The sequence below is a fragment of the Lautropia dentalis genome (genome assembly GCF_003892345.1).
In the GTDB taxonomy this organism is placed as follows: domain Bacteria; phylum Pseudomonadota; class Gammaproteobacteria; order Burkholderiales; family Burkholderiaceae_E; genus Lautropia; species Lautropia dentalis.
In genome coordinates, this window is the sequence record NZ_RRUE01000002.1 from 381,655 (window position 1) to 407,657 (window position 26,003).

Genomic DNA, 26,003 nt, shown 5'->3' on the forward strand with positions numbered 1-26,003 from the left:
GGAGGTCAGACCTGTGCTCTTCCGATCTTCTGCCCCTGATCTGCCCCTGATCTGCCCCTGTTCTGTCCCTGTTCTGCGGCTACCTATCCAGCCATATTTGCTCCTTCCTGAACTGTTTGCCCCTTATCTCAACCCCTCTAGATCCAATTCCTGATGCCTGCCCCTCATCCGTGCATGATGCTTCTCGCTCCAATACTCGTCTTCTGCACATCGTACAGCCCGTGATTGCGGCACGCGGCTTCAAGCTCAGGTAAGTCGTTCAAGGTCGTTTGGTCCAGGTTTACCGGTACTTTCAGGTTTCTAGCACTTCCTCAGCGTGTTGGCCGCAATGCGCTTTCGGAACAGGACTACCCTTGTTCCACGTGAAACATGCGTCCTCCAGTGATGGAACGTTAGTCCGGAGTAGTCCTCTTTCGGTCAGCAACCCCATACTTAACTAGACAAGGAAGAATCTCATAGGATTACAGGGATGGTTTGAAAGACCCCTCCTCATCGATATGCACAAGGTATTTGCGTCAGATAACAAGACTTTAGTACCCCTGACATTTCCGGTTCACCACGGCACAGCGTTTGCATGCGCTAAACCGGCCACCAAGGCATTTGTTCCACGTGAAACAGCCGGAGACTGGCTACGACTTTAGATTCAGATACTAGGGCGAGCTGGGGGTAGAGTATCCAGAACCAAAGAGTTCAGGGACAGCTAGATCCTCCGTAAAAGGGGGAAGGCCCCCTCCAAAACCAAAATTTTTCAGAAAGATGAGAGAATGCCCATCGAAAGCATTCAGATAACACCCAAGAAAGCAGGAAATTTGGAGATGGAGGGACGAGCGCAATCAAACATGAATCCCCGGTCAGTCAAAGGCCTCCCCTTGAAGAAAGACCTACCTGATGTCCTGATATCTCCTGTTTCTCGATCATCTGACGAGTTAGAGTGAACCCTTCGCTGCTGCATTATGTCTAGCCCTCACCAGAACGTTGATAATAAGAAAACACGGAGCGGCGAGTGTAGAGATAGATTTTTGTATACTCGATTCCGTCGCGCTTCCTGACAAACAGACATTCAGATATTGGAGATAAGTATTTCTCTCACGCACCCTTTGCCCTAAACCATTTCCGCAACAGTAAAGGCATGGAAACCTCATAGAAACGGAAGCGAGAAGACCCTGTGCGCAGGTTAACGCCGGGTAATTCCCCTTCCAGGACATACCGATACTTATGGTCAATGAACAGCAACATTGAACATGGGTCCAGGGATCTCAACTGATTCCACCCCCGACGCGAGTGCTACATTACAGCAAAGGAGCGCAAGCGTTCCATCTCTCTTCACGTGCCAACTGGATGTTCTCGATTTTTGCGGCGGAAGAAACATCAAGTACGTGAGTAGTCACTATTATATTCAAATAGATGCCCTGTCTACCTTATCTCTTCTCTCATCTTCCGTGCTTCCTACTCATTGCTGGCTGCAGCAGTATCGACCGTCTCATTCACGAATCTGCTCTGGCACGGTGTGCCATCATTCTCGATGACCGTCGAGAAGACGTCCATCCCCCCCAAGATCTTCACCACAGAAGCGGTCAGTGAGGGGTATATGGCAAGTCAAGGGGCGCCCTCTCTCGAGCCGTGTTGAGTTCCAACAACTCAGGTTCACACTATTTTGTTCCATAGCCTTGCAGGACGAATCAATGGTTATATGCAGTCTCTCCCGGCCGACCGAAGAGATCAGTAGCCTGTTGAAGCATTTTTAACCCCGCAACCCGCTTCCGAAACCTGCCCTAGCCAACCTGCCCTAGCCAACCTGCCCTAGCCAACCTGCCCTAGCCAACCTGCCCTAGCCAACCTGCCCTAGCCAACCTGCCCTAGCCAACCCACCCTAGTCAACCCACCCTAGGCAATCTGCCTAGTTAGTCTCGTCCTCGCAACCCGCCCCCACGGCCTGCTTTCCTAACCTGTACTCACCCTCCATTCTCAGCATACTGGCTATCTTGCTCCGAGCTTTAGGTTTGGGATCTGACAGCTCTGATTCAACCGACTGCCATATCGCGTTTTGTTCACCAACCTCCTCCGCATGCGTTAGCGTACTTGTCCCTTTCACATACGCTGCCGCGGCTCGCCCACCGGTCGTCAAGGCGTACGGCAGACGGCGCAACCAGGTAGTTTGCCGCCTGCCCCGCAGTCACCCAGAGCTGTTCCATCACCTGCCTTGACGCTCCTATCCACGTTTCTGGCCAGTTTTTCGTCATGCACCTCCCTGCTTCTTCAGCCCCCTTAAACAACACCCTTGGGAACCTTTTCCCTCAAATCATCCTCTTGTCATCTGATGATCATCGATCCCTCCACCAGGGCGCACATTCATGCGCTCCCTACTCCGGAACCTGCATAGCTCCCCAAGGCTTTGTCCCAACCATCATAGCGTCGCCCCAGACAAAGCGATCCGCGCACCCGTTTCCACGTACTTTCCTTTTGGTTGCTCCTCAACCGGGCTGGGCGCATACAGTCAAACCCCAATCTCTTCTCGTTCTCTGCTCGTCTTCCGATTTTTCGATTCTCTCCCTGGGCCTCGCGCGTCTCTTTCGCGGCCGGCAGGTTGCCTCGCGAGCAAGTTTCAACAGACAAACGCATGGAGTTCAATCCCTCCAGCTGGCCCCTAAAGCCCTCAGCCCCGGCCTCCGCAAGGAAATCCGACACACTTCTTCGCTGTTTCACGTGAAACATCGCACATGGACGAGCACAAACGACCTGCCAGCGTTTTATAATGGCGCATGAACTTTCACCCGGAATTCTTTGATGTCATCGTTGTGGGCGGAGGCCACGCAGGCACCGAGGCCGCATTGGTAGCCGCGCGCACGGGCGCGAAAACGTTGCTTTTAAGCCACAACCTTGACACATTGGGGCAGATGTCGTGCAACCCGTCTATTGGAGGGATCGGCAAGGGCCATCTGGTGAAGGAGGTCGATGCGCTGGGTGGCGTCATGGCCGTGGCAACCGACCAGGCCGGTATCCAGTTTCGCATCCTGAATGCCAGCAAGGGGCCCGCCGTGCGTGCTACGCGTGCGCAGGCAGACCGGGTGCTGTATCGGCAAGCCATTCGTCAGACACTGGAGAATCAACCCAATCTCACTCTGTTTCAGCAGGCAGTGGACGATCTGCTGCTGGAGGGAGACCGCGTTTCCGGTGTAATGACACAGCTTGGCATTGCGTTCCATGCGCATGCCGTGGTGCTCACGGCCGGTACCTTCCTCAACGGGAAGGTGCATGTGGGCCTGGACAATTATGAGGCCGGACGTGCGGGCGATCCTTCCGCAAAAACGCTGGCCCATCGGCTGCGCGAACTGGCCCTGCCACAGGGGCGTCTCAAAACGGGTACGCCGCCCCGTATCGACGGCAAGACCATCGACTACAGCCGCCTGGGTGTGCAGCCTAGCGATACGGATCCAGTGCCCGTATTCTCGTTCATCGGCAACGCTGCTCAGCATCCACAGCAGCTGCCCTGCTGGATTACGCATACGAACGAACGGACACACGACATCATTCGTCAGGGGCTGGACCGATCCCCCCTGTTTACCGGTGTGATCGAAGGGGTTGGGCCGCGCTACTGCCCATCCATCGAAGACAAGATTCATCGCTTTGCCGACAAGACTTCCCACCAGATCTATCTGGAGCCGGAAGGGCTGCGCACCAACGAAATCTATCCCAACGGCATTTCGACCAGTCTGCCCTTTGACACGCAATTGGCGCTGGTTCAGTCCATGGCGGGCCTGGAGCAGGCTCATATACTGCGCCCCGGTTATGCGATTGAGTATGATTACTTCGATCCGCGTGCCCTGAAGCCTGGGCTGGAAACCCAGCAGATTCACGGTCTGTTCTTTGCCGGGCAGATCAATGGAACCACCGGTTATGAGGAGGCAGCGGCACAGGGGCTGCTGGCGGGGCTGAATGCGGCCCGGCAGACGCGCGGGGAAGCCCCCTGGGTGCCCAGCCGCGACCAGGCCTATCTGGGTGTCATGCTGGACGATCTGCTCACCCAGGGCGTCATGGAACCGTACCGGATGTTCACCAGTCGGGCAGAGTACCGGTTGAGTCTTCGCGAAGACAATGCAGACCTGCGCCTGACCGAAATCGGTCGTTCCATGGGCTGCATCGACGACGTGCGCTGGGCAGCGTTTACCGCCAAACGTGAGGCCATCGAGCGGGAGATCGGGCGCCTGCGGGCAACCTTCCTTAACCCCAAACGGGTAGCGCAGCTACAGGCATTGAGTGAAAATCTGCAATTATCTGGTAGTGAGCGCTCACTTTACGATCTATTGAAGCGCCCTGATGTGACGCTTGCGCAGCTCCGTGCGCTCCCGATCGAACCCGAGATGCCAACGGAACAGTCCGCTGACGCGCCGGATATTTGCGCCAGGCCGGATATGCCGTATGCCGCGACACCTGCCACGCACACCCTGAGCGGGACAGTATCCGTCCATCAGGATGTCCCGGCAGCCGATGATACGACCTATACGTCAGCGGACACTCACTTTGCGGAAAACGACCGTAATTCGTGCCTGCTGCGCACAGCCCACCATTCCTCCCCCAAAGCAGGGGCAACCGCTGCAACGGCAGACATTTCCACGCATCACCGGTCTTTCCTCCCGGAGCTCTCCCCGGCCGTCATCGAGCAGGTCGAGATTCAGGTGAAGTATGCCGGCTACATCGAACGACAGCGGCTGGAAGTAGAGCGCATGGCTCAGCAGGAAGCCATGTCCATTCCGGTGGACATGGACTACAGCCGCATCTCCGGTCTGTCCAATGAGGTGCGCCAGAAGCTGACGGCACAACGCCCGGCAACCATTGGCCAGGCTGGGCGCATCCCCGGCATGACGCCGGCAGCGGTGTCGCTTCTGCTGGTTCATCTCAAGAAGAAGCGACCACTCACTTCCATGGAACGTCGCGCTGGATCATCCGGTAACACGGAGGCGCGCCCATGAAACACAAGGCGCCAGCCCAACGGGCCGATACCCGCTGGACAGACGCAGACACGCAGCATCTGCGTGACAGTCTGGACACACTGTCCGTGCCACTGGACGAACGGGCGTTCGGTCTGGTGGTGCGCTGGGCGACACTGCTCAAGCAGTGGAACCGCACCTTCAACCTGCTGGGCAACAGCAACAGCGCCGAGCTGATCGACGAGCATCTGTTGGATAGCCTGGTGGTTCTGCCCGCCCTCCAGAAGCTGCTGCCCAACACGCGCGAACCGCTGTTCGACATTGGTACCGGTGCCGGTTTCCCGGGTATTCTGCTGGCCATTGCCCAGCCGGAACGGCCCATCTATCTGGTCGAACCCGTGGGCAAGAAGGTGGCCTTTCTGCGTCAGTCAGTGCTCACACTCGGCTTGACCAACGCCACGGTGCTGGCTGGCAAGATCGAAGAACTGGATGCCCTGCTGAGCCATTCGTCACCTGGGCCACTATCCGGAATGAACCGCGGCAGGAACGCTGCAGGCAGCAAGGGCAGCTCGGGCGATACAGGCGTGGGCATTGCTGACAGTGCCAACGTTACTGACGACACGGGGGACGATACGTGTGACATGGCAGGCGCGAGAAGTACCGCCAGCCCTGCCCGTCAGTCCGGCAGCACCTGTGACGCCTCCCTGCCACGTCATTTCATCTGCCGCGCCTTCACGGCACTCGGGCATTTCGCCGAGCTGTGCCAGCCCTACATGAGCGAGCGCTCACTTGCGCTGGCCATGAAGGCAGCCCGCCTGCCGCAAGAGCAGGAAGGTCTCCCGGCAACGATCACCATGGCAGCCGTGGAAACCCTGCCCACCCGGGATGGCCGCATCCAGCGCTACCTCGCCGTACTGAAACTGCGGCACGATGCCAACCGCATCACGCAAGCGGGCGCCGACGATGCCACGGCCGGCGACCGTTATGCTTCCAGCCCTGGCGCGTCAAACACACCTTCCAACCAGCATCCTCTCATCTCATCCGCGGAACCTGACAGACGGAGATTCTCGTGACCCTCATCCTGACCATAGCGAACCAGAAAGGCGGGGTCGGAAAAACGACGACCTCGGTCAACCTGGCGGCAGCCCTGTCTCAACTGGGTAAGCGCACACTTCTCGTTGACCTCGATCCCCAGGGCAATGCCACCATGGGGAGCGGCATCGACAAGCGCCGTCTCGACAAATCCGTCTATGACGTGCTGATCGGCGAAGCCACGATCAACGAGGCGCGTCAGCGTTCCGAGGCCGGCGGATACTACCTGCTGCCGGCCAACCGGGAGCTTGCGGGTGCGGAAGTCGAACTGGTCGAGCTGGACCGGCGGGAGCGCCGTTTGCGGGATGCCATCGACAAAGTAAGTACCGACTACGATTACATCCTGATCGACTCCCCCCCTTCCCTCTCGCTGCTGACCCTGAATGGGTTGTGCGCCGCGCAGGGGGTGATCATCCCGATGCAGTGCGAGTACTACGCACTGGAGGGGCTGAGCGATCTGGTCGGCACGATCCGGAAGGTACACGCCAACTTCAATCCGGAAATCAAGATCATGGGCATTCTGCGCGTGATGTACGACAGCCGGATCACGCTGGCCCAGCAGGTGTCGGCGCAGCTGGAAGAGCACTTCAAGGAGAAGGTGTTCAAGGCGGTCATTCCGCGCAACATCCGGCTGGCCGAGGCGCCCAGTCATGGGCTGCCGGGCGTGCGCTTCGATCCGGGCTCGCGTGGCGCACTGGGTTATCTGGACTTTGCGTCGGAACTGATCGAACGCACCCCCGCCTATGTGGCGCAAATGAAGGCCGCCGCAAAAGCCCGTTCGTCGGGCAACAGCCAGACGGCACGTTCAGAGGCCAGCGCATCCCAGGCCGGGGCGGCAAGCAGTGGCAGCGCATCTGCTGATCCCCAGGGCACGATTCCCAGCCAGGGGCTGGGTCATGCCCCGAAAAAGGAACATGCAGGTTCGGATACACAAACCAGTACGGAAGGCGCCACGAGCTGATGGAAGTCAGCGGCCATCAAAAAGACGCCGGCAGGGAGCCTGCTGCACATTTTCTGCTGCGGCACGCGCCACGCCGCAGCACCACATGCAGACGCCCGCTGGCCCCAATCGGCCGGCGGTGCGCAGGAAGAACATCTCAAGGAAGGTAAGGCATGAGCAAGAAGACCAAAGGCGGCCTCGGTCGCGGACTCGATTCGCTACTGGGAGGCGACACCCCGATGCTGGACGAAGCCCCCGCGCCTGCGGTGGCGCCGGCGCCCGTCGAAACACCAGCAGCCCCTCCGGCCGCTGGCGCAGAGGAAGGGATCCGCGAGATTGCACTGAACCTGCTGCAGGCCGGCCGCTACCAGCCGCGTACGCGAATGGACGAATCGGCGCTGCAGGAACTGGCCGACTCGATTCACGAGCATGGCCTGCTGCAACCGCTGGTGATCCGGCCCCTCGACAATGGCCGGTACGAGATCATCGCGGGTGAGCGCCGGTTCCGCGCGGCCGCGCTGGCCCAGCTGGCCACGGTGCCGGTGATCATCAAGGAGGTCAGCGACGAAAACGCACTGGCCCTGGCGCTGATCGAGAACATCCAGCGCGAGGACCTGAACCCGCTGGAAGAGGCAAGCGCCATCCAGCGTCTGATCGACGAGTTCGATTACACCCACGAGCAGGCGGCACAGGCCATCGGCCGTTCGCGCAGCGCAACCTCCAACCTGCTGCGTCTGCTGAACCTGGCCGATACGGTACAGACCATGCTGCTGGCCGGCGACATCGAAATGGGTCATGCCCGTGCGCTGCTGGCACTGGACCGGGCCGAGCAGATCCTGATGGCACACCTGGTGGTGCAGCGTCGTCTGTCAGTACGCGAGACGGAGCGGCTGGTCAGCCAGAAGGTCGAAGAGGCCAAGGGCCAGGCCAAGGTAGCGCAGAAGCGCGCGGCCGACACCATCAACGACCGCGACGTGGCCCGCCTGCGCGAGCGCATCGCCGATCACCTGAACACCACGGTGGAGATCATCAGCAAGGCCAACGGCCGCGGCAAGCTGGTCATCCACTTCTCCAGCAACGATGCGTTTTCGGGTCTGCTGGAACGGCTGAAGCTCAGCGCTGCCGTTCAGGACTGACACCGCTGCGGGTGTACATGACTGTGCTGGCGGTACCCTGGACCCGCGGTGGGCGAGCGTGGCCGTGTCAGCAGTACCCTGGACCCATGGCGGACGAGCATGACCGTGTCGGCGGTACCCTGGGCCCGCAGCGGACGAGCATGACCATGTCGGCGGTACCCTGGACCCGCAGCGGACGAGCATGACCATGTCGGCAGTACCTTGAAACCATCGGGGATTCCCCGTCCCCCAGCCGTCTCGTCATGCACGCCCAAGGGGCGCAGGAACGAATGAGTCAATGACACACCCTGGTGGCTCCTGGCGGTCATACCTGTCCGTTCCGCCTGTCTGGGCATCATGCAGTCTGTGCGTTTGACCGCCCTCACCTGTCGTAATTCACGATTACGAGAACAGAAGTCAAGACGCCCCCCTCCCCACCCACCGTCAGGAGCTACCTGCTGCAGTGAATGCAGTGGGTATGGTGGCAACAGGCGGTCTCGCAGCCGGAACGCGCATGACAGCCAGGACGATCATCAGTGTTTTGTAATGCTGCATTATGCATGCACGAAATCACGAGAGCCGCAGAAATGCTCTCCTGCCACGGATACATGCAGCCTCGCCATGGACGGTCGGCCAATCATACGCACGACCAATGACAACCATTCCCGTTTTGACCAGAAAGCCAGTAGCCCCTATACTGGCGCTGGTGAATGGAATGCAGCGAAACCAGCCAACTTCGCGGTGATCGGTTACATAACCGGCGCATTGCAAGCGGTTACGGGGTGTTAGGCACACTTTACGGTCCGCGCAGAACGGCTACCCGCACAGCGCGAAAGGAGGCGCTCGCGGGCAAGCGGGAGCACCGGGTAAAATGTTGAAAACCGTTGGTCTGCAGGTGGCGCTGGTTCTCGTGGCGGCTGCGTGTGGTGGTCTGTACTGGGGTGCCCTGGGCGCCCGGGACATTCTGCTCGGCGGCTTTGCCTGCGTCCTGCCCAATCTGCTGTTTGCCCGTCTGCTTGCCCAGGCAGGACGACGACCTCCCGGCACTTTCGTGGCGGCCTTTCTGGTGGGTGAGTTCATCAAGCTCGCCTTGACAGTGGCCACCCTGCTGGCTATCGTCATCTGGGTCAAACCCGCCTGTTGGGCGGCCCTGCTGGTGGGCATCGTCGCGGCATTGCAGGCGCCGTGGCTGCAGGTGTTTTTCCGGCGACAACACATTCAGACAGACACTGGGCCAGGCGCTTCCCGGCGCACCGGTTCAGATTCCCAAACAAACCTGTAATCCCATACCAAGATGGCGACAGAAGGCACCCACGGCCCCGCGAATGCGGCTGAATACATCGTTCACCACCTCGCGAACGCCAACTCGTCTGGCCATCCGCAGAAGGCCATCGTCGATTTCTCCATCATCAACTACGACACCATCTTCTGGTCGGTGCTGATGGGTATCCTGGCCTGCGGCCTGATGTGGATGGTGGCCCGCCGCATCACGTCCGGTGTCCCCGGCCGCTTCACCGGCGCCATCGAGTTTCTGGTCGAGTACGTGAACGAACAGGCCCGCTCGATCATCCACGGCGATATCCGCTACATCGCCCCGCTGGCCCTCACCGTGTTCGTCTGGGTCGTCTTCATGAACACCCTCGACCTCGTGCCGGTCGACCTGGTGCCCGCCATCGTCTCGGGCCTGGGTATCTCCCATTACCAGCGCATCCTGCCCACGGCAGACCTGAACGCCACGCTGGCCATGGCGCTGGTGGTGCTGTTTGCCTCGCTCTACTACGGCGTCAAGATCAAGAAAACCCACTTCTTCGGCGAACTCATTTCGGCCCCGTTCGGCTCCGGCGGCAACAGCGGCATCGGCCTGCTGTTCAAACCCATCCTGTGGGTCTGCAACCTGACGCTGCAGGTCATCGAGTACCTCTCCAAAACCGTGTCGCTCGGCATGCGGTTGTTCGGCAACATGTTTGCCGGCGAGATGGTGTTCATGCTGCTCGCCCTGCTGGGGGCGCTGGCCACCTGGTGGGGGGCCGGCCTGCACTTCGCGCTGGGTCTGGTCTGGGCCATCTTCCACATTCTGATCATCGTGCTGCAGGGCTTCATCTTCATGATGCTCACGCTGATCTATCTGGGTCAGGCACACGACGCACACTGAGCGCCGGTGCCCGCTCCAGGCGAAAGACCGGGCGACAGCCTCCCGGTCTTTCACCCGGTTCCCTGCTAGCGCAGGTTCTTTCTGTCTCTCTCAACCTTTCTGTCTTCGACTGAGGAGTCTTTCATGACCAATGCAGCATACGTCGCAATCGCCTGCGGCATCATCGTAGGCCTGGGCGCTCTGGGCGCTTCGATCGGTATCGCCCTGATGGGTGGCAAATTCCTGGAAGGTTCCGCCCGCCAGCCCGAACTGATGGGCAAGCTGCAGACCTCCATGTTCGTTCTGGCCGGTCTGATCGACGCCGCCTTCCTGATCGGTGTCGGTGTCGCCATGCTGTTCGCATTCGCAAACCCCTTCGCCTGATCACATCAGAACGGTAGATAGAGAGAAGTGAGCAGACGGTGGCTGCCTGGCAGCCACCCGCCCACTTTATGTATCGAATTGATACGGAGAATCTCGCGTGTACATAAACGCCACGATCATCGTTCAGGTCATCATCTTCGTTGCCCTCTGGTGGTTCGTCGCCAGATTCATCTGGCCGCCGATCACGGCCGCCCTGGATGAGCGCAGCAAGAAGATTGCGGCCGGTCTGGCGGCAGCCGACCAGGCCAAGGCGGAACTGCAGGCCACCGAGAAACGGGTCGAGAAGGAAATGCAGCAGGCACGTGCCAGTGCCGTCGAAGTGCGCGCCAGCGCCGACAAGCAGGCTGCTGAGCTGATCGACCAGGCGCGTGCCGAAGCAGCGCGCATCATCGCCGCTGCCCAGAAATCCGCCGCCGAGGAAGCCACCCTGGCAGCCGAACGTGCCCGCGACCAGCTGCGTGAGCAGGTCGCCCAGCTGGCCGTGACCGGTGCCGAACGCATCCTCAAGCGGGAGATCGACGCCAAGCAGCATGCCGATCTGTTGTCCAACCTGAAAAACGAGCTGCGCTAAGCCCAAGAACCATGGCGGAAGCACTGACCATTGCCCGTCCCTATGCGGAGGCGGCATTCAAGCTCGCGGCAGAGAATGGAAAGCTGACAGAATGGTCGGACGCCCTCACGCGTCTGACCTCCGTCATGCAGGCCGATGCCGCCCAGGAGCTCCTGGATAATCCCAACATCGACCGTGCCCAGGCTGCCGCCATCGTTTCCGAAGCTGCCGGCAAGCTGACCAAGCCCCAGCAGAATTTCGTGCGGGTCCTGGCCGAGAACGGCCGGCTTGCCTTTCTGCCCGAGATCGGCGAACTGTTCGAGCAGGCACGTGACCGGCACGAGCAGGTGCTGGACGCGCATATCGAGTCGGCTTTCGCGCTGACCGACAAGCAGCAGGCCGCCATCGTCGAGACGCTCAGGAAGCGCTTCGGCAAGGGTATCAAGGCCACCACCACCGTAAACCCCGAATTGATAGGCGGCGTCTCGATCCAGATCGGCGACGAAGTCATCGACGCATCCGTGCGTGGCAAGCTGTCGCAACTCGCCACGACCCTGACGAAATAAGGAGTTTCCTTCATGCAGCTCAATCCCGCTGAAATCAGCGAACTGCTCAAAAGCAAGATCCAGAACCTTGAGGTTGCAGCAGACTCCCGCAACCAGGGCACGGTCATCTCCGTGACCGACGGCATCTGCCGCATCCACGGTCTGTCGAACGTGATGCAGGGCGAGATGATCGAGTTCCCGGGCAACGTGTACGGCCTGGCGCTCAACCTGGAGCGGGACTCGGTCGGCGCGGTGATCCTCGGTGAATACGAAAGCATTTCCGAAGGCGACATCGTCAAGACCACGGGCCGCATTCTGGAAGTGCCGGTCGGCCCCGAGCTGATCGGCCGCGTGGTCAACACGCTGGGTCAGCCCATCGATGGCAAGGGTCCGATCAACGCGAAAGAAAGCGACGTGATCGAGAAAGTGGCCCCGGGCGTGATTGCCCGCCAGTCGGTGTCGCAGCCGGTGCAGACCGGTCTGAAGTCCATCGATGCCATGGTGCCCATCGGCCGCGGCCAGCGGGAGCTGATCATCGGCGACCGCCAGACCGGCAAGACTGCCGTGGCCGTCGACGCGATCATCAACCAGAAGGGCAAGGACCTGATCTGCATCTACGTGGCCATCGGCCAGAAGGCTTCGACCATCGCCAACGTGGTGCGCAAGCTGGAAGAGTACGGCGCGATGGAATACACCATCGTCGTTGCCGCCACTGCGTCGGAATCGGCCGCCATGCAGTATCTGGCCCCCTATGCCGGCTGCACGATGGGCGAATACTTCCGCGACCGTGGCCAGGACGCCCTGATCATCTACGACGATCTGACCAAACAGGCCTGGGCCTACCGTCAGGTGTCGCTGCTGCTGCGCCGCCCGCCGGGCCGCGAAGCCTATCCGGGTGACGTGTTCTACCTGCACTCCCGCCTGCTGGAACGTGCAGCCCGTGTGAACGAAGAGTACGTCGAGCACTTCACCAAGGGTGAAGTGAAAGGCAAGACCGGTTCGCTGACGGCCCTGCCGATCATCGAGACGCAGGCCGGTGACGTGTCGGCCTTCGTGCCCACCAACGTGATCTCCATTACCGACGGCCAGATCTTCCTCGAGACCGACCTGTTCAACGCCGGTATCCGTCCGGCCGTGAACCCGGGTATTTCGGTGTCGCGGGTGGGTGGTGCCGCGCAGACGGGGCTGATCAAGAAACTGGCCGGTGGTTCGCGTATCGCCCTGGCCCAGTACCGCGAGCTGGCTGCGTTCTCGCAGTTCGCCTCCGATCTGGAAGAAAGCACCCGCAAGCAGCTGGACCACGGCCGTCTGGTGACCGAGCTGATGAAACAGGCCCAGTACAGCCCGCTGCAGGTCTGGCAGCAGGCACTGACGCTGTTTGCCTCCGACAACAAGTATTACGAGGACATCCCGGTCGAGAAGGTGCTGGCTGCCGACAAGGCCATGCACGAGTACGTGCAGGGCAAGTATCCGGAGTTCGTGGAACAGCTGGAACGCGACAAGGCCTTCAACAAGGAAGTCGAAGCCAAGATGCATGAAGTCCTCAAGGACTTCAAACAGAACGGCGCGTTCTGATCGTCTTTGTCCCCCAGCCTGCGGGCTGAACCGCGCACCGCCCCGGCGGTGCGCCAACGAGTTTCTCCACTATGGCAAGCAGCAAAGAGATCCGGAACCAGATCAAGAGCGTCAAGAACACGCAAAAGATCACAAAGGCCATGGAAATGGTCTCGGTATCGAAAATGCGCAAGGCACAGGACCGGATGCGGCAGGCCCGGCCCTATGCAGAGAAGATCCGCAACATCACGGCGCACCTGGCAACCGCCAATCCCGAGTATGTTCACCCCTTCATGCAGCATCGCGACGCGGTGAAGAACGCCGGCATCATCATGGTGACCAGCGACAAGGGGCTGTGCGGTGGCCTGAACACCAACATCTTCCGTGCCGTCACGCACAAGATGCAGGAACTGCACGACAAGGGCGTGGGCATCCAGGCCACGACCATCGGCTCGAAAGGCATGGGTTTCATGTACCGCGCCGGGGTCAAGATCGTTTCGCAGCTGATCCAGACCGGTGATGTACCGCATATCGACAAGCTGGTTCCGGTGATCAAGGTGCAGATCGACGCCTTCCTGAAGGGCGAGATCGATGTCATCTATCTGGCCTATACCCGCTTCGTGAACACCATGACGCAGGCGCCGGTCGTCGAGCAGCTGCTGCCGCTGCCCGAGGGGCACTTGGGTACCGCACAGGAACCGGTCGCACAGGGCGACTATTCGTGGGACTACCTGTACGAACCCAGCCCGCGCAAGGTGCTCGACGAGCTGATGACGCGTTATCTGGAAGCCCTGATCTACCAGTCGCTGGCAGAGAACATGGCTTCCGAGCACAGCGCCCGGGTGGTGGCCATGAAGGCAGCCTCCGACAACGCCAAGAAGATCATCAACGAGCTGCAGCTGTCGTACAACAAGGCGCGTCAGGCAGCCATCACGCAGGAACTCAGTGAAATCGTCGGCGGCGCTGCTGCCGTCTGACCGACGACGTATCGACCGATCAACGTACAGTATTCAAAGGAATCCCCATGGCACAAGGTCACATTGTTCAGTGCATCGGCGCCGTCGTCGACATTCAGTTCCCGCGCGACGCCATGCCCAAGGTCTACGACGCTCTCGTCCTGGAGGACTCGGGCGATTCGCTGGCCGAAAAGGGTCTGACATTCGAGGTTCAGCAACAGCTCGGTGACGGTATCGTCCGTACCATCGCCATGGGCTCCTCCGACGGCCTGCGCCGCGGCATGCCCGTCAACAGCACCGGCGCCAACATCCAGGTGCCGGTCGGCCCGGGCGTGCTGGGCCGCGTGATGGACGTGCTGGGTCGCCCGATCGATGAGCGCGGTCCGATCCAGAGCGAAGAGCGTCGTGGCATTCACCAGACCGCTCCGAAATTCGACGAGCTGTCGCCCTCGGTGGAACTGCTCGAAACCGGCATCAAGGTGATCGACCTGATCTGTCCCTTTGCCAAGGGCGGCAAGATCGGTCTGTTCGGCGGCGCCGGTGTGGGCAAGACCGTGAACATGCTGGAGCTGATCAACAACATCGCCAAGGCCCACTCGGGTCTGTCGGTGTTCGCCGGGGTGGGTGAACGTACCCGTGAGGGGAACGACTTCTACCACGAAATGTCGGATGCCAAGGTCATCGTGCAGGAAGACCTGTCGCAGTCGAAGGTGGCCATGGTGTTCGGCCAGATGAACGAACCCCCGGGCAACCGTCTGCGCGTGGCGCTGACCGGCCTGACCATGGCCGAGCGTTTCCGTGACGAGGGCCGCGACATTCTCTTCTTCGTCGACAATATCTACCGCTACACCCTGGCCGGTACCGAAGTGTCCGCCCTGCTGGGCCGGATGCCATCCGCCGTGGGTTACCAGCCGACGCTGGCCGAGGAGATGGGCCGCCTGCAGGAACGGATCACCTCCACGAAAACCGGATCGATCACCTCCATCCAGGCCGTGTACGTGCCCGCGGATGACCTGACCGACCCCTCGCCGGCCACCACCTTCGGCCACCTGGACGCCACCGTGGTGCTCTCGCGTGACATCGCCTCACTGGGTATCTATCCCGCCGTGGACCCGCTGGATTCCACGTCGCGCCAGATCGATCCGAACATCATCGGCGAAGAGCACTACTCGGTCACCCGCGGCGTGCAGGCCACGCTGCAGCGCTACAAGGAACTGCGCGACATCATCGCCCTGCTGGGCATGGACGAACTGTCGCCGGAAGACAAGCTGGCCGTGGCCCGCGCCCGGAAGATCCAGCGCTTCCTGTCGCAGCCGTTCCACGTGGCCGAGGTGTTCACCGGCGCTCCGGGCAAGTACGTGCCGCTGAAGGAAACCATCCGCGGCTTCAAGATGATCATCGACGGCGAATGCGACGAGTTGCCGGAAGGTGCGTTCTACATGGTGGGCACCATCGACGAGGCCTTCGAGAAAGCCAAGACGCTCAGCAAGTAAGCACGCCTCGATGAAAGGCGGCGCAGCCGGCAGGATGGCGTCGACGGCTGACTGGCAACGGTGCCAGCCATGCCCGAAACGCTCTCCACACCGCCGCGCCGCCCCACCTGACCTGTGAGAACCCAAACGTCATGAACACGATTCGAGTCGAGGTGGTCAGCGCCGAGGAATCGATCTTTTCCGGGGATGCCGAGTTCGTCGTGCTGCCCGGAGAGGTCGGTGAGCTTGGTGTCTATCCGAACCATACCCCGCTGATCACCCGCATCAAGGCTGGCCCGGTGCGCATCAAGATCCCCGGCCACAACAAGGACGAGCTGATCTTCGTCGCAGGCGGCATTCTGGAAATCCAGCCCGATCTGGTCACCGTACTGGCCGATACGGCCATCCGCGGCAAGGATCTGGACGAGGCACGTGCTGCGGAGGCCCGCAAGGCTGCCGAGGAAGCACTCAGCAACGCCAAAACCAAGATGGACCTGGCCCGCGCCCACTCGGAAATTGCGGCCATCACGGCCCAGATGAATACCATTCGTCGCTACCGGTCACGCTGATTTTGACACTCAAGAACGACACCTTCCTGCGGGCCCTGCGCGGTCAGCCCACCGATTACACACCGGTGTGGCTGATGCGGCAGGCTGGGCGCTACCTGCCCGAATACAACGCCACCCGTGCCCGCGCGGGCAGTTTCATGGCGCTGTGCAAGACGCCCGAGCTGGCCTGCGAGGTCACGCTGCAACCGCTCGAGCGCTTCCCGCTGGACGCCGCCATCCTGTTTTCCGACATCCTGACCATTCCGGATGCCATGAGACTGGGGCTGAGTTTCCAGCAGGGGGAAGGTCCGCGTTTCGAGAAAACCGTCCGTACCGAAGCCGATGTGAAGGCCCTGTTCGTGCCCGATCCGGCCGACGAGCTGGGCTATGTGATGGACGCCGTGCGCACCATCCGCCAAGCACTGGATGGCCGCGTGCCACTGATCGGCTTTGCCGGCAGCCCCTGGACGCTGGCCTGCTACATGGTGGAAGGTCGGGGCGGCACCGATTTTCACACCATCAAGGCCATGATGTACCAGCGCCCGGATCTGCTTCACCGGCTGCTGGAGGTCAACGCCCGTGCGGTGACCGCCTACCTCAATGCGCAGATCGAAGCCGGTGCCCAGGCCATCATGATTTTCGATACCTGGGGTGGCGTACTGGCCGACGGCATGTACCAGCAGTTCTCGCTGGCCTACATGCGGCGCATTCTGGGCAACCTCACCCCCTACCGGATGGAAAAGGACGAACACGGCAACGAGCATGCCGAAAGTGTGCCGACCATCCTGTTCACCAAGGGCGGCGCTCCCTGGCTGGACGCCCTGTCGCGCAGTGGCGCCAACGCCGTGGGCATCGACTGGACGATGAATCTGGCCAAGGCCCGCCAGCGCGTGGGCCCCACCTGTGTGCTGCAGGGCAACCTCGACCCGATGGCGCTGCTCACCTCGCCTGCGCAGGTACGCGAGCAGGTCGTGCGTGCACTGGACAGCTATGGTGCGGCCAACACGGGCCGGGGTCATGTGTTCAACCTGGGACACGGCATTTCGCAGTTCACGCCGCCCGAGCATGTGTCGGTGCTGGTGGAAACCGTGCACGAGCACAGCCGCAAGCTGCGCCAGTCGCCGTTTGCCTAGCAGATTCGGGGCCAGGGCGCGGGGACGAACGCGTCCATGACACGCGCCAGGCTGCACCCCCTGCAGAACACTGAAGCCGGTCGATCTTCGGATCCCGGCTTTTTTGCCGTGCCAGCGCCAGAAAGCACCTGCAAAGGTCTGCCCGCGCGTTGAATCCAGGATTGGGAGGAACCAAAAGACACCAATTCCCGGCAACAACGACGCTATTGGCGACAGATGACAACGCACGGGATCGCCCATGCATGGAGGCCAGAGGCCCGCAAAGCAGCGGGCCAAGGACGCATTCATCCCCATGTGCAGGACCAGACAACAGAGCCGCAAAACTTTGCAGAAGCACCCCTGTTCAGCAGAAGAAAAAATCTGCCGGAAAAACGCCAGTGCATCCTGTGCGGAATAACCGCTTGCAGCCCGACAAATCCCGCATAATGGATGAACCGTCTGGCGATTCAAGGAGCATATGCCATGGCCACTGCCAAACCCGCAAAAAAAGAAGGTAACTGGCCCCGTCTGGTTGCCGATGTGGGAGGAACCAACGCACGCTTTGCGCTGGAAGTTTCCCCGCAGGAACTCGAACACATCGAAACGCTGCCCACGTCGGATTACGACAGCCTCCACGCCGCCATCCGTACCTATCTGGAAAAGGCCGGGCAACCCAACATCAAGCATGCGGCCATTGCCATCGCCAACCCGGTGGTGGGCGACTGGGTGCAGATGACCAATCACCACTGGGCGTTCTCCATTGAAACGACCCGTCAGGCGCTGGAACTGGACACGCTGATCGTCCTGAACGACTTCACCGCCCAGGCGCTGTCCATCCCGCACCTGCCCAAGCGCGAGCTGCTGCAGGTGGGTGGTGCCTCTCCTGTCGATGACACGCCGATTGCCGTCATCGGTCCCGGTACCGGCCTGGGCGTTTCCGGTCTCATTCCCAACGGCAAGAACGGCTACACGGCGCTGGCCGGGGAAGGGGGGCACGTCAGCTTCAGCCCCTTCGACCATACCGAAATCCACATCTGGCAGTACGCCAACCGCAAACACGGCCACGTATCGGCCGAACGCTTCCTGTCCGGCGCCGGCCTGTCACTGATCTACGAAGCCCTGGCCGACAGGGAGGGCGTCGAGCGGCCGCCGCTGCCCGCCGCCGAAATCAGCAAGCTGGCCCTGAGCGGCCAGTCGCCGCTGGCCCGGCTGAGCCTGGACATCTTCTGCGCCATGCTGGGTACGGTCTCCTCCAACCTGGCACTGACGCTGGGTGCCCGGGGAGGCGTCTACCTGTGCGGCGGCATCCTGCGTCGCTTCATCGACTACTTCGTCACCTCGCCGTTCCGCAACCGATTCGAGAACAAGGGCCGGTTCGAAGGCTATCTGGCCGCCATTCCGGTGTACTGCGTGCTCACGAAGAACCCCGGCCTGCTGGGTGCCGCCGTGGCCCTGTCCAACCAGCTGGACAACTGAGCCCCCGTCCCTCCCCTTCTTTGAAGCGGGGACTCACTTTCCTTTCTGGCGGCGTACCCCCTCCCTGAAAACCGGTACGCTGCCGCGCAGGCCAGCGCGAGCCTCTTCTGTCCTGCATCGGTGCCGTCGCCCGCGCCATGGCGCGGTGTCCGGTACCCGGCGTCCGGCGCCGGCATCGTCCGAACACACCGCAGACATCTACTCGCGCTGACCTGCCCCTCAACCGCCTGGCCCACCCCCAGGGATGGGCCTTCCGGCAAACGCACCCGGTCCGACCGGGCGCCCCGCTGGCCTTCCAGCGCCAGCGCCGCCAACCAGGAGATAAGCATCATGCCCGCATCCCCTCCCCCAGCTGCCCAGCAGAACAACAACCAGGCACTGACCGTGCTGACCGGCCTGTTCTTCATGCTGGGCTTCATCACCTGCCTGAACGACATTCTGGTGCCACACCTGAAGGCCGTGTTCGACCTGAACTACACGCAGGCGCTGCTGGTCCAGTTCTGCTTCTTCACGGCCTACGCCATCACCTCCATTCCGTTCGGCAAGTTCATTTCGCGGCTGGGGTACAAGAACGGCGTGATCGGCGGCTTTCTGATTGCCGCCCTGGGCTGCGTGCTGTTCTATCCGGCCGCCGGCTCCAAGGCCTACGGCATCTTCCTGGGAGCGCTGTTCATCCTGGCCAGCGGCATCACGCTGCTGCAGGTGTCGGGCAACCCCTACGTAACCCTGCTGGCCCCGCCGGGCAAGGAAGCACGGACGCTGACCCTGGTGCAGGCCTTCAACTCGCTGGGCACCACGGTGGCCCCGCTGCTGGGTGCGTTCTTCATCCTGAGTGGTGAAGTGCTGACCAGCGCCCAGCAGGACGCGCTGAGCGCCGAAGAGCTGGTCCGCTACCAGGCCGAACAGGCCGCCTCGGTGCAGGTGCCCTACCTGATCCTTGCGGGCGTCCTGGTGGTGCTGGCACTGGCCGTGGCGTTCATCAGGCTGCCGGACGCCGGCAAGATCGCCCAGGATATTTCCGCCCACCAGAGCGAGGACAAGGGCAGCGCCTGGGCCTACCGGCACCTCGTGCTGGGTACGGTGGGCATCTTCTGCTATGTGGGTGCCGAAGTGGCCATTGGCAGCCTGCTGGTGAGCGTCATGGGCCTGCCCGACGTGGCCGGCATGAAGGATGCCCACGCCGCGAAGTACCTGTCTTACTACTGGGGTGGCGCCATGGTGGGCCGCTTCCTGGGCAGCTTCCTGCTGAACATCTTCAATCCGGGCAAGTACCTCGGCTTCAACGCGGCCGTGAACGTGCTGCTGATCGCCACCGCCATGACGCAGGGCGGCCACGTGGCCATGTATTCGCTGCTGGCCATCGGGTTCTTCAACTCGATCATGTTCCCGACCATTTTCTCGCTGGCCACCCGCGGTCTGGGCAAGTACACCAGCGCAGCCTCGGGCATCCTGTCGACGGCCATCGTCGGTGGCGCCGCGGTGCCGCTGATCCAGGGCTTCGTGGCCGACCACACGACACTGCTGTCCTCCTTCTGGGTGCCGGCGGTGTGCTATGTGTACATCCTGTACTTCGGTCTGGTGGGACACAAGGCGGATGACTGAGCGATGAGGGCCGCAGTCAGGAACTGCGGCTTTCTCCTGCGCCGAAGAGGCTACCCGATGCCCACCTGAAGGTTTTTTCCTCCTGCAGGCACACCCGTAGTCCATCCACGTGGTATCAGGCAGCTTCTTTCCTGACGGGCTGAAAGCCTGTTACGGCCGCCGCTCCATCCACATGTTCAGCGGGCCGGTTCCTTCGGGAGCCGGCCCGCCGGCTTTTCCGGGAGGGGTAGCTGCTCACTTATCCCTTAAGTTATCCACAGCTTGCATACCTGCTGGTTCTAGCCTGCCAGACAGGAAAGGCAGTATCAAACTTCCTATAACATACTGTTTTACAAGAGTTATTTGTTTGATGTCGCTTTGCCGACACTGAACGAATCGGCAGCTATTCCCATTTGACAAGTGGCGGGCAGTTTGTTCTCACAAAGTTATCCACAAAAAAGGACCACGCCATCCACCTGTTGTCCACGCCTTGTCCACCGTATTCCCCGGAAACGACCCGCCCGCTGTCACCGGCACGCCATTTGCCACGCCTTGCACGGCAGGATCCTGCCTGCCCAATATTTAAGCAACATCTGCCCTACCCGCATGGATACTGGCCCTGGCGGGGTTGCCCGGGGTGTTCCCACACAGTTATCCACTGAAACTGTGGGAAACCACACAGTTCCCCTCCCTGTCGAAAACAGAACGACCGTCCAAGTGCCGGCCAGCAACCACTCATCGGCAGCCCGGTTGCCTGCGTCCAAAAAAGCGGCATTCCGGGAAAACCCGCATCAGACGGGGCAAAGAGATGGTTCCGGAGAAAGTTCTGACAGAGTTATCCACAGAATTTGTGCAGAACCTGAAAGCCATTTTTGCCCAATATTCATGCAACCCGGGCGAATGACCGACCGTTCGTCGGCAGCGCCCGGAACACTGCGCAATATTTGGGCAACCCGCTGGAAAGGCGCATCAGAAGCCAGCCTTCACAGGTTGTTTCGGGCACTCTCACACACTTATCCACCGAATCTGTGAAGAACCGCACAACCCATGGCCGACAGACGGCAGGTGGGCATATCGGATGGATGGCGTGGGCAGGCGCCGTCCAGACGCAAAGTTGTCAACAGACGAAGCTCTTGCCTGCGGCACCATCAACGCCGATTGAAAACTGACCCAGGGTGCCGAAGTAAAACTGACCCACCCGGGCACGCAACAGAACGGGACCAGCCCTCAATCAGGCGACCTTTCCCTCCTGCCGGCCACCTGCCGCGGTACCCAGAACCGTCCGGTCACAATCGTCGGAATCAGCGGTCACGATGCCGGAATTGCTGGTCACGATACCGGAATCACCAAATCCACGGCGCCGGAACCACCCGGCCCGATCGCCGGAACCAGCGGTCACGATCATCGGAATACCCATACTTCCCTTGTCGGCCCGTTTGCAGCCCCCGAATCCGGGCCCCCATCGAGCCCCACGGGTCGACAGCCCCGAATTCAAGAGCAACCCCGGGTATGCGAGCGCTCCCTAACATGAAAAAGAAACCCGGCAAGGGGTTATGCACAGCGCCCCGTCTCCTCTGCCACAAACCGGACAGCCAGCGCAACTCGGCACACCAGGAAACTAACCTGTTGTTTTATATTGATTTTTTTGTTGTCCCAATTTGTGGCAGCGCACCCGGTTTGACGTATTCATGCGGCTTCGGAGGCGATTCCCCCCGTTTTCTCACAGAGTTATCCACAGTTTTTGTGGATAAACAGTTCTACCCATACAAAACAATGAGTTATGAGTGATTTGCAGACTTTACCTCAATACAAATCTGCAGCTTTTACGATTGCAGACGCCTGGCCAAGCATGGTTATCCATCTGCAAACCTGTTTCGACATCGCCACACCTTCAGCGTGCCGAGGACTCCTTTGCCCTGCCATCATCTGCGACCTCCCCGGCAAGGCCCCCTTCAAGCAGCGCTTGCCTCCTCTACCATTCGTCGCCACTCTGGCGCCGTTGAACGCCATCTTGTTGCCAATCGACCCGTCATTGTCGATAGCCCCGCAAAACTGCGGCCCCATCGTGAAGGCAAGTGCTCCCTAACCTTTCAACTTGCTTCCGCGCAAGTTATGCACAGTTCGTGCAGGCGCCATGCCACAACGGGCACGGCTTGTGCAAATGAATAACCAAACTCACAAGCCATTGTTTTCATTGAAAATTTTATCTGTGCCATTTCTGGGCAAGGGAGTGCATTGCCACTGTTCATGCGGGTTTGAGGGTCATGGAGACACTTTTCCCACAGAGTTATCCACCGTTTTTGTGGATAAAAACAGCATATCCTTATATATCAATATGTTACGTCAACAATTCTGATATCACATGAAGAATACGCTGCAACAGCACATAGTAACAATGCCAATCCTCACTGCCATCGAAGAGAGGAAACGTTTTTTCACGGCAGCGCCGTGTCGTCCCGTCGCGACAGTCGTGCGCCTCTCTGCCACTGGCACAATAGCCTCCCGTCCCCCACTGTCCCCCGTAGGCATTTCAGGTCGAACATGGCCATTTGTGCCATGGACAACCGGGACTTTGACCGGCCGCCCCCTTCCATCCGGCCCTCTCTTTTCTTTCACCTTTCCCCCGAAGCGCCGTGTCCCTTCCCTATATTCAGGTTCTGATCGACGGGCCGCTGGCCGGCAGCTTCAGTTACCGTTGCCCGGCCGACGGGCCGGAGCCCGAGGGGCATTGGGTTACCGTACCGTGGGGCAAGGGGCGTCGCACCGGCCTGGCCCTGCGGCGACACGATGCCAATACCCTGCCGGACGGGCTGAAGGCCGACAGCATCAAGGTACTGGAGACAGTCCGCACCGACCTGCCGGCGCCCCCCGACGGCTGGCTGGCCTTCCTGCGCTTCGTGGCCCGCTACTACCACGGCAGCCTGGCCGATCTGGCCGTGGGCAATCTGCCCAAGCTCCTGCGCACGCCGCCCACCGGACGCAGCCGCAAGGATGGACATGCCCGCCTGGCGGCCTTCACACCGTCGGCTGCCGAATCCATCAGTACGCCGCCCACGCTCAACCCCGACCAGCAGGCGGTGCTCGACGCGCTCTGTACCTCTCCCGGCCGGTCTTCGGTTACGTCATCCTCCCCCGCAGTCCTGACTTCTCCTGGTTCCAGCGCTTTTTCGGCTGCTGCTGATTCCACAATGCGGGGCGCCCCGACTGGTCCGACTGGTCCGACTGGTCCGACTGGTCCGACTGGTCCGACTGGTCCGACTGGTCCGACTGGTCCGACTGGTCCGACTGGTCCGACTATCCCTATCCCTACGGCCCCAGCCACTCCGCCTCACCCCTCCGCGCCCCCTTCACCCTGGCTGCTGCACGGCATCACGGGCAGCGGCAAGACCGAGGTGTATCTGCACTGGATGGCCCAGCGGCTGGACCGTGATCCACAGGCCCAGGTGCTGATGATGGTGCCGGAGATCGGCCTGACGCCCGCCCTGCAGGAGCAGCTGCGGCGCCGCTTTCCCGGGCAGCCCATTGCCGTGCTGCACAGCGAGATGACCGACGCAGCCCGGGCAAGCCACTGGCTGGCCGCCGCCAGCGGGCAGGCGCGCATCGTACTGGGCACACGACTGGCCGTTCTGGCGCCGATCCCCCATCTGGACGCCATCATCGTCGACGAAGAGCACGACCCATCCTACAAGCAGCAAGAGGGGCTGCGTTACTCGGCCCGCGACATGGCCGTGGCCCGTGCCCGGCTGGCGGGCATTCCGGTGCTGCTGGGCTCGGCCACGCCTTCCATGGAAAGCTGGCACAACGCCCAGACCGGCCGCTATCGCCTGCTGAGCCTGACCCGGCGGGCACATGCCCAGGCCTCCCTGCCCACCATCCAGATGGTGCCACTGCGGGGGGCCAAAACCCAGGAGGGGTTGACGGAGGAAAGCCTGCGGGCCATCGGCGAAACACTGGCGCGCGGCGAGCAGGCCCTGCTTTTTCTGAACCGGCGCGGCTATGCACCGGTACTGGGCTGTGATGCCTGCGGCTGGCTGTCACGCTGCAACCGCTGCGACGCCTACCGCGTCCTGCACCGGCTCTCGGCGCCCACCCGTACGCCGGCACAGCAGACGCCCGGACGCTACCGGCTGGTGTGTCATCACTGCGCCACCACCCAGACCGTGCCGCGTGCCTGCCCCACCTGCGGCAACCAGGATCTGGCCCCCCTGGGCCGGGGCACCCAGAAGCTGGAAGACGCGCTGTGCACGCTGTTCCCTCATGCCCACATCGGCCGGCTGGACCGCGACGTGGCCCGCCACAAGGGCGCGACGCAGGCCTTTCTGGAGGATGTACATGCGGGCCGTACCAACCTGCTGGTGGGCACACAGATGCTGGCCAAGGGGCACGATTTCGACCGGCTGACGCTGGTGATCGTGGTGGATGCCGATGCGGGCCTTTTCACCACCGATTTCCGCGCTCCGGAACGGCTGTTCGCCACGCTGATGCAGGTGGCCGGCCGCGCAGGCCGACACCGGGCCTTGAATGCCCGGACGCTCATCCAGACACGGCATCCGGAGCATCCGCTGTTTGCCGCGCTGCGCCGTCACGACTACCCCGCCTTTGCCAGGGCCCAGCTGCAGGACCGGGAGGCCGGCGCACTGCCCCCCTACGCCTTCCAGGCCCTGCTGCAGGCGCAGGCGCGCGACATGGACAGTGCCCTGGCCTTCCTGCAGGACGCGCGCGATCGTCTGCAGCATGTACAGCAGGCGGCATCGGCACAGCCCCGGCAGCACCAGACCCGGCAAGCCGCCAATATGCCCGGACAAGGCACCGGGTCGAGGTACGGTGTTGAACCCAGCTACAGTGCTGAATCCGGGCGTGGCGCTGGGTCGGGGTGCAATGCTGAAACCGGATGCAATGCCGAAGCCGGACACACCACGGTACCCCCTCTGCCCCCGGCCTCCCCCCTTCCGGCCATCCATCCGGATGCCATGATCGAGGTCTGCGACCCGGTTCCCATGCCACTGGCCCAGGTGAACAAGGTGTTTCGCGCCCAGCTGCTGATCGAAAGCAGCCACCGTGCCAGCCTGCATGCCCTGTTGACGGACTGGCAGACATCCATCGGCGCCCCGCAGACGGCAACGGGCGTGGCAGGCAGCGCCGGCCATCATCACAAGGGCGTACGCTGGCAGCTGATCATCGATCCGCAGGAAATCTGAGCCCCGCCACCTCGTCCTGCTCGCCGCCCAAGGGGTTCCACAGGGACGAATGAGTCCATGACACGCTCCAGGACACAGCCTGCCCATGGACACCTGCCCAGCAAGGAGGGAAAGGCCGCCTGGCTGAGGGCTGGTAACCCGTTCTATCGCGTGCCCAGGTGGGCTAGTTTCACTTCGGCACCCTGGGTCAGTTTTCAATCGGCGTTGACACTGAGGACACGGACCTGAAGACACAACACTGAAGGTACGACGCTGAGGGCACAGAGATCTGAGGGCACAGCACAGGCGGAAAGCTGTCCCAATAGTTATTCACAGCCAAAACACGCCCCAGCCTGCGACGGACTCGTCAGCATTCCTCGGGAGAGGCTTGCATAACTCATTGTTTAACCGGATATTTTTCAAATTTACCCAGAACGCAACGCTG

The 26,003-nt window shown here is 61.4% G+C and carries 16 protein-coding genes and 1 pseudogene; all 17 read left to right on the forward strand.

All coding sequences use genetic code 11. The features are described 5' to 3' along the window. Positions 1 to 2,759: 2,759 nt before the first annotated feature. The 17 genes and pseudogenes from mnmG to priA all read left to right on the forward strand — a co-directional run bounded on the left by mnmG (position 2,760) and on the right by priA (position 25,579). Entirely contained in the window at positions 2,760 to 4,967 is a 2,208-nt protein-coding gene (gene mnmG / locus EHV23_RS09660; protein WP_125095888.1) for a tRNA uridine-5-carboxymethylaminomethyl(34) synthesis enzyme MnmG, read from the forward strand. After that, positions 4,964 to 5,998 carry a 16S rRNA (guanine(527)-N(7))-methyltransferase RsmG gene (gene rsmG, locus EHV23_RS09665; RefSeq protein WP_125095889.1) on the forward strand — a complete coding sequence of 345 codons (1,035 nt, stop codon included), beginning with the start codon at positions 4,964 to 4,966 and terminating at the stop codon, positions 5,996 to 5,998. Before mnmG ends, rsmG begins: the two co-directional genes overlap by 4 nt. Then, positions 5,995 to 6,750, forward strand: a pseudogene (locus EHV23_RS09670) (ParA family protein); the annotation flags it as partial. The gene rsmG and the pseudogene EHV23_RS09670, both read left to right, overlap by 4 nt. A gap of 380 nt (positions 6,751 to 7,130) precedes the next feature. Beyond that, positions 7,131 to 8,093: a ParB/RepB/Spo0J family partition protein gene (locus EHV23_RS09675; RefSeq protein ID WP_125095890.1), complete on the forward strand. Its 963-nt coding sequence runs from the start codon at positions 7,131 to 7,133 to the stop codon at positions 8,091 to 8,093. A gap of 850 nt (positions 8,094 to 8,943) precedes the next feature. Next, complete coding sequence (locus tag EHV23_RS09680; protein WP_125095891.1) at positions 8,944 to 9,354, forward strand: ATP synthase subunit I; 411 nt, start codon at positions 8,944 to 8,946, stop codon at positions 9,352 to 9,354. Positions 9,355 to 9,366: 12 nt separating this feature from the next. Next, positions 9,367 to 10,224, forward strand: coding sequence for a F0F1 ATP synthase subunit A (gene atpB, locus EHV23_RS09685; RefSeq protein ID WP_125095892.1), 858 nt, complete (start codon positions 9,367 to 9,369; stop codon positions 10,222 to 10,224). Between the two features lie 123 nt (positions 10,225 to 10,347). Then, on the forward strand, positions 10,348 to 10,587 hold the full coding sequence (atpE, locus tag EHV23_RS09690; RefSeq protein ID WP_125095893.1) for a F0F1 ATP synthase subunit C: 240 nt from the start codon (positions 10,348 to 10,350) through the stop codon (positions 10,585 to 10,587). A gap of 97 nt (positions 10,588 to 10,684) precedes the next feature. Next, a complete protein-coding gene (locus EHV23_RS09695; RefSeq protein WP_125095894.1) occupies positions 10,685 to 11,158 on the forward strand; it encodes a F0F1 ATP synthase subunit B in 474 nt (157 codons plus the stop codon). An 11-nt stretch (positions 11,159 to 11,169) separates the two neighbouring features. Then, complete coding sequence (locus EHV23_RS09700) at positions 11,170 to 11,703, forward strand: F0F1 ATP synthase subunit delta (RefSeq protein WP_125095895.1); 534 nt, start codon at positions 11,170 to 11,172, stop codon at positions 11,701 to 11,703. A 12-nt stretch (positions 11,704 to 11,715) separates the two neighbouring features. Then, complete coding sequence (gene atpA / locus EHV23_RS09705) at positions 11,716 to 13,257, forward strand: F0F1 ATP synthase subunit alpha (RefSeq protein ID WP_125095896.1); 1,542 nt, start codon at positions 11,716 to 11,718, stop codon at positions 13,255 to 13,257. Between the two features lie 71 nt (positions 13,258 to 13,328). Beyond that, entirely contained in the window at positions 13,329 to 14,213 is an 885-nt protein-coding gene (gene atpG / locus EHV23_RS09710) for a F0F1 ATP synthase subunit gamma (protein ID WP_125095897.1), read from the forward strand. A 47-nt stretch (positions 14,214 to 14,260) separates the two neighbouring features. After that, positions 14,261 to 15,685: a F0F1 ATP synthase subunit beta gene (gene atpD / locus EHV23_RS09715; protein ID WP_125095898.1), complete on the forward strand. Its 1,425-nt coding sequence runs from the start codon at positions 14,261 to 14,263 to the stop codon at positions 15,683 to 15,685. Positions 15,686 to 15,816: 131 nt separating this feature from the next. Next, the gene (locus EHV23_RS09720) at positions 15,817 to 16,233 is read left to right on the forward strand and encodes a F0F1 ATP synthase subunit epsilon (RefSeq protein ID WP_125095899.1); all 417 of its coding nucleotides are present in this window, start codon (positions 15,817 to 15,819) and stop codon (positions 16,231 to 16,233) included. After that, complete coding sequence (hemE, locus tag EHV23_RS09725) at positions 16,233 to 17,345, forward strand: uroporphyrinogen decarboxylase (protein ID WP_125095900.1); 1,113 nt, start codon at positions 16,233 to 16,235, stop codon at positions 17,343 to 17,345. Before EHV23_RS09720 ends, hemE begins: the two co-directional genes overlap by 1 nt. A gap of 462 nt (positions 17,346 to 17,807) precedes the next feature. Continuing rightward, positions 17,808 to 18,800, forward strand: coding sequence for a glucokinase (locus EHV23_RS09730; RefSeq protein WP_125095901.1), 993 nt, complete (start codon positions 17,808 to 17,810; stop codon positions 18,798 to 18,800). Between the two features lie 330 nt (positions 18,801 to 19,130). Continuing rightward, positions 19,131 to 20,402, forward strand: a complete 1,272-nt coding sequence (locus tag EHV23_RS09735; RefSeq protein WP_125095902.1) for a sugar MFS transporter — start codon at positions 19,131 to 19,133, stop codon at positions 20,400 to 20,402. Between the two features lie 2,612 nt (positions 20,403 to 23,014). Continuing rightward, a complete protein-coding gene (priA, locus tag EHV23_RS09740; RefSeq protein WP_158615913.1) occupies positions 23,015 to 25,579 on the forward strand; it encodes a replication restart helicase PriA in 2,565 nt (854 codons plus the stop codon). The last annotated feature ends 424 nt before the right edge of the window (positions 25,580 to 26,003 follow it).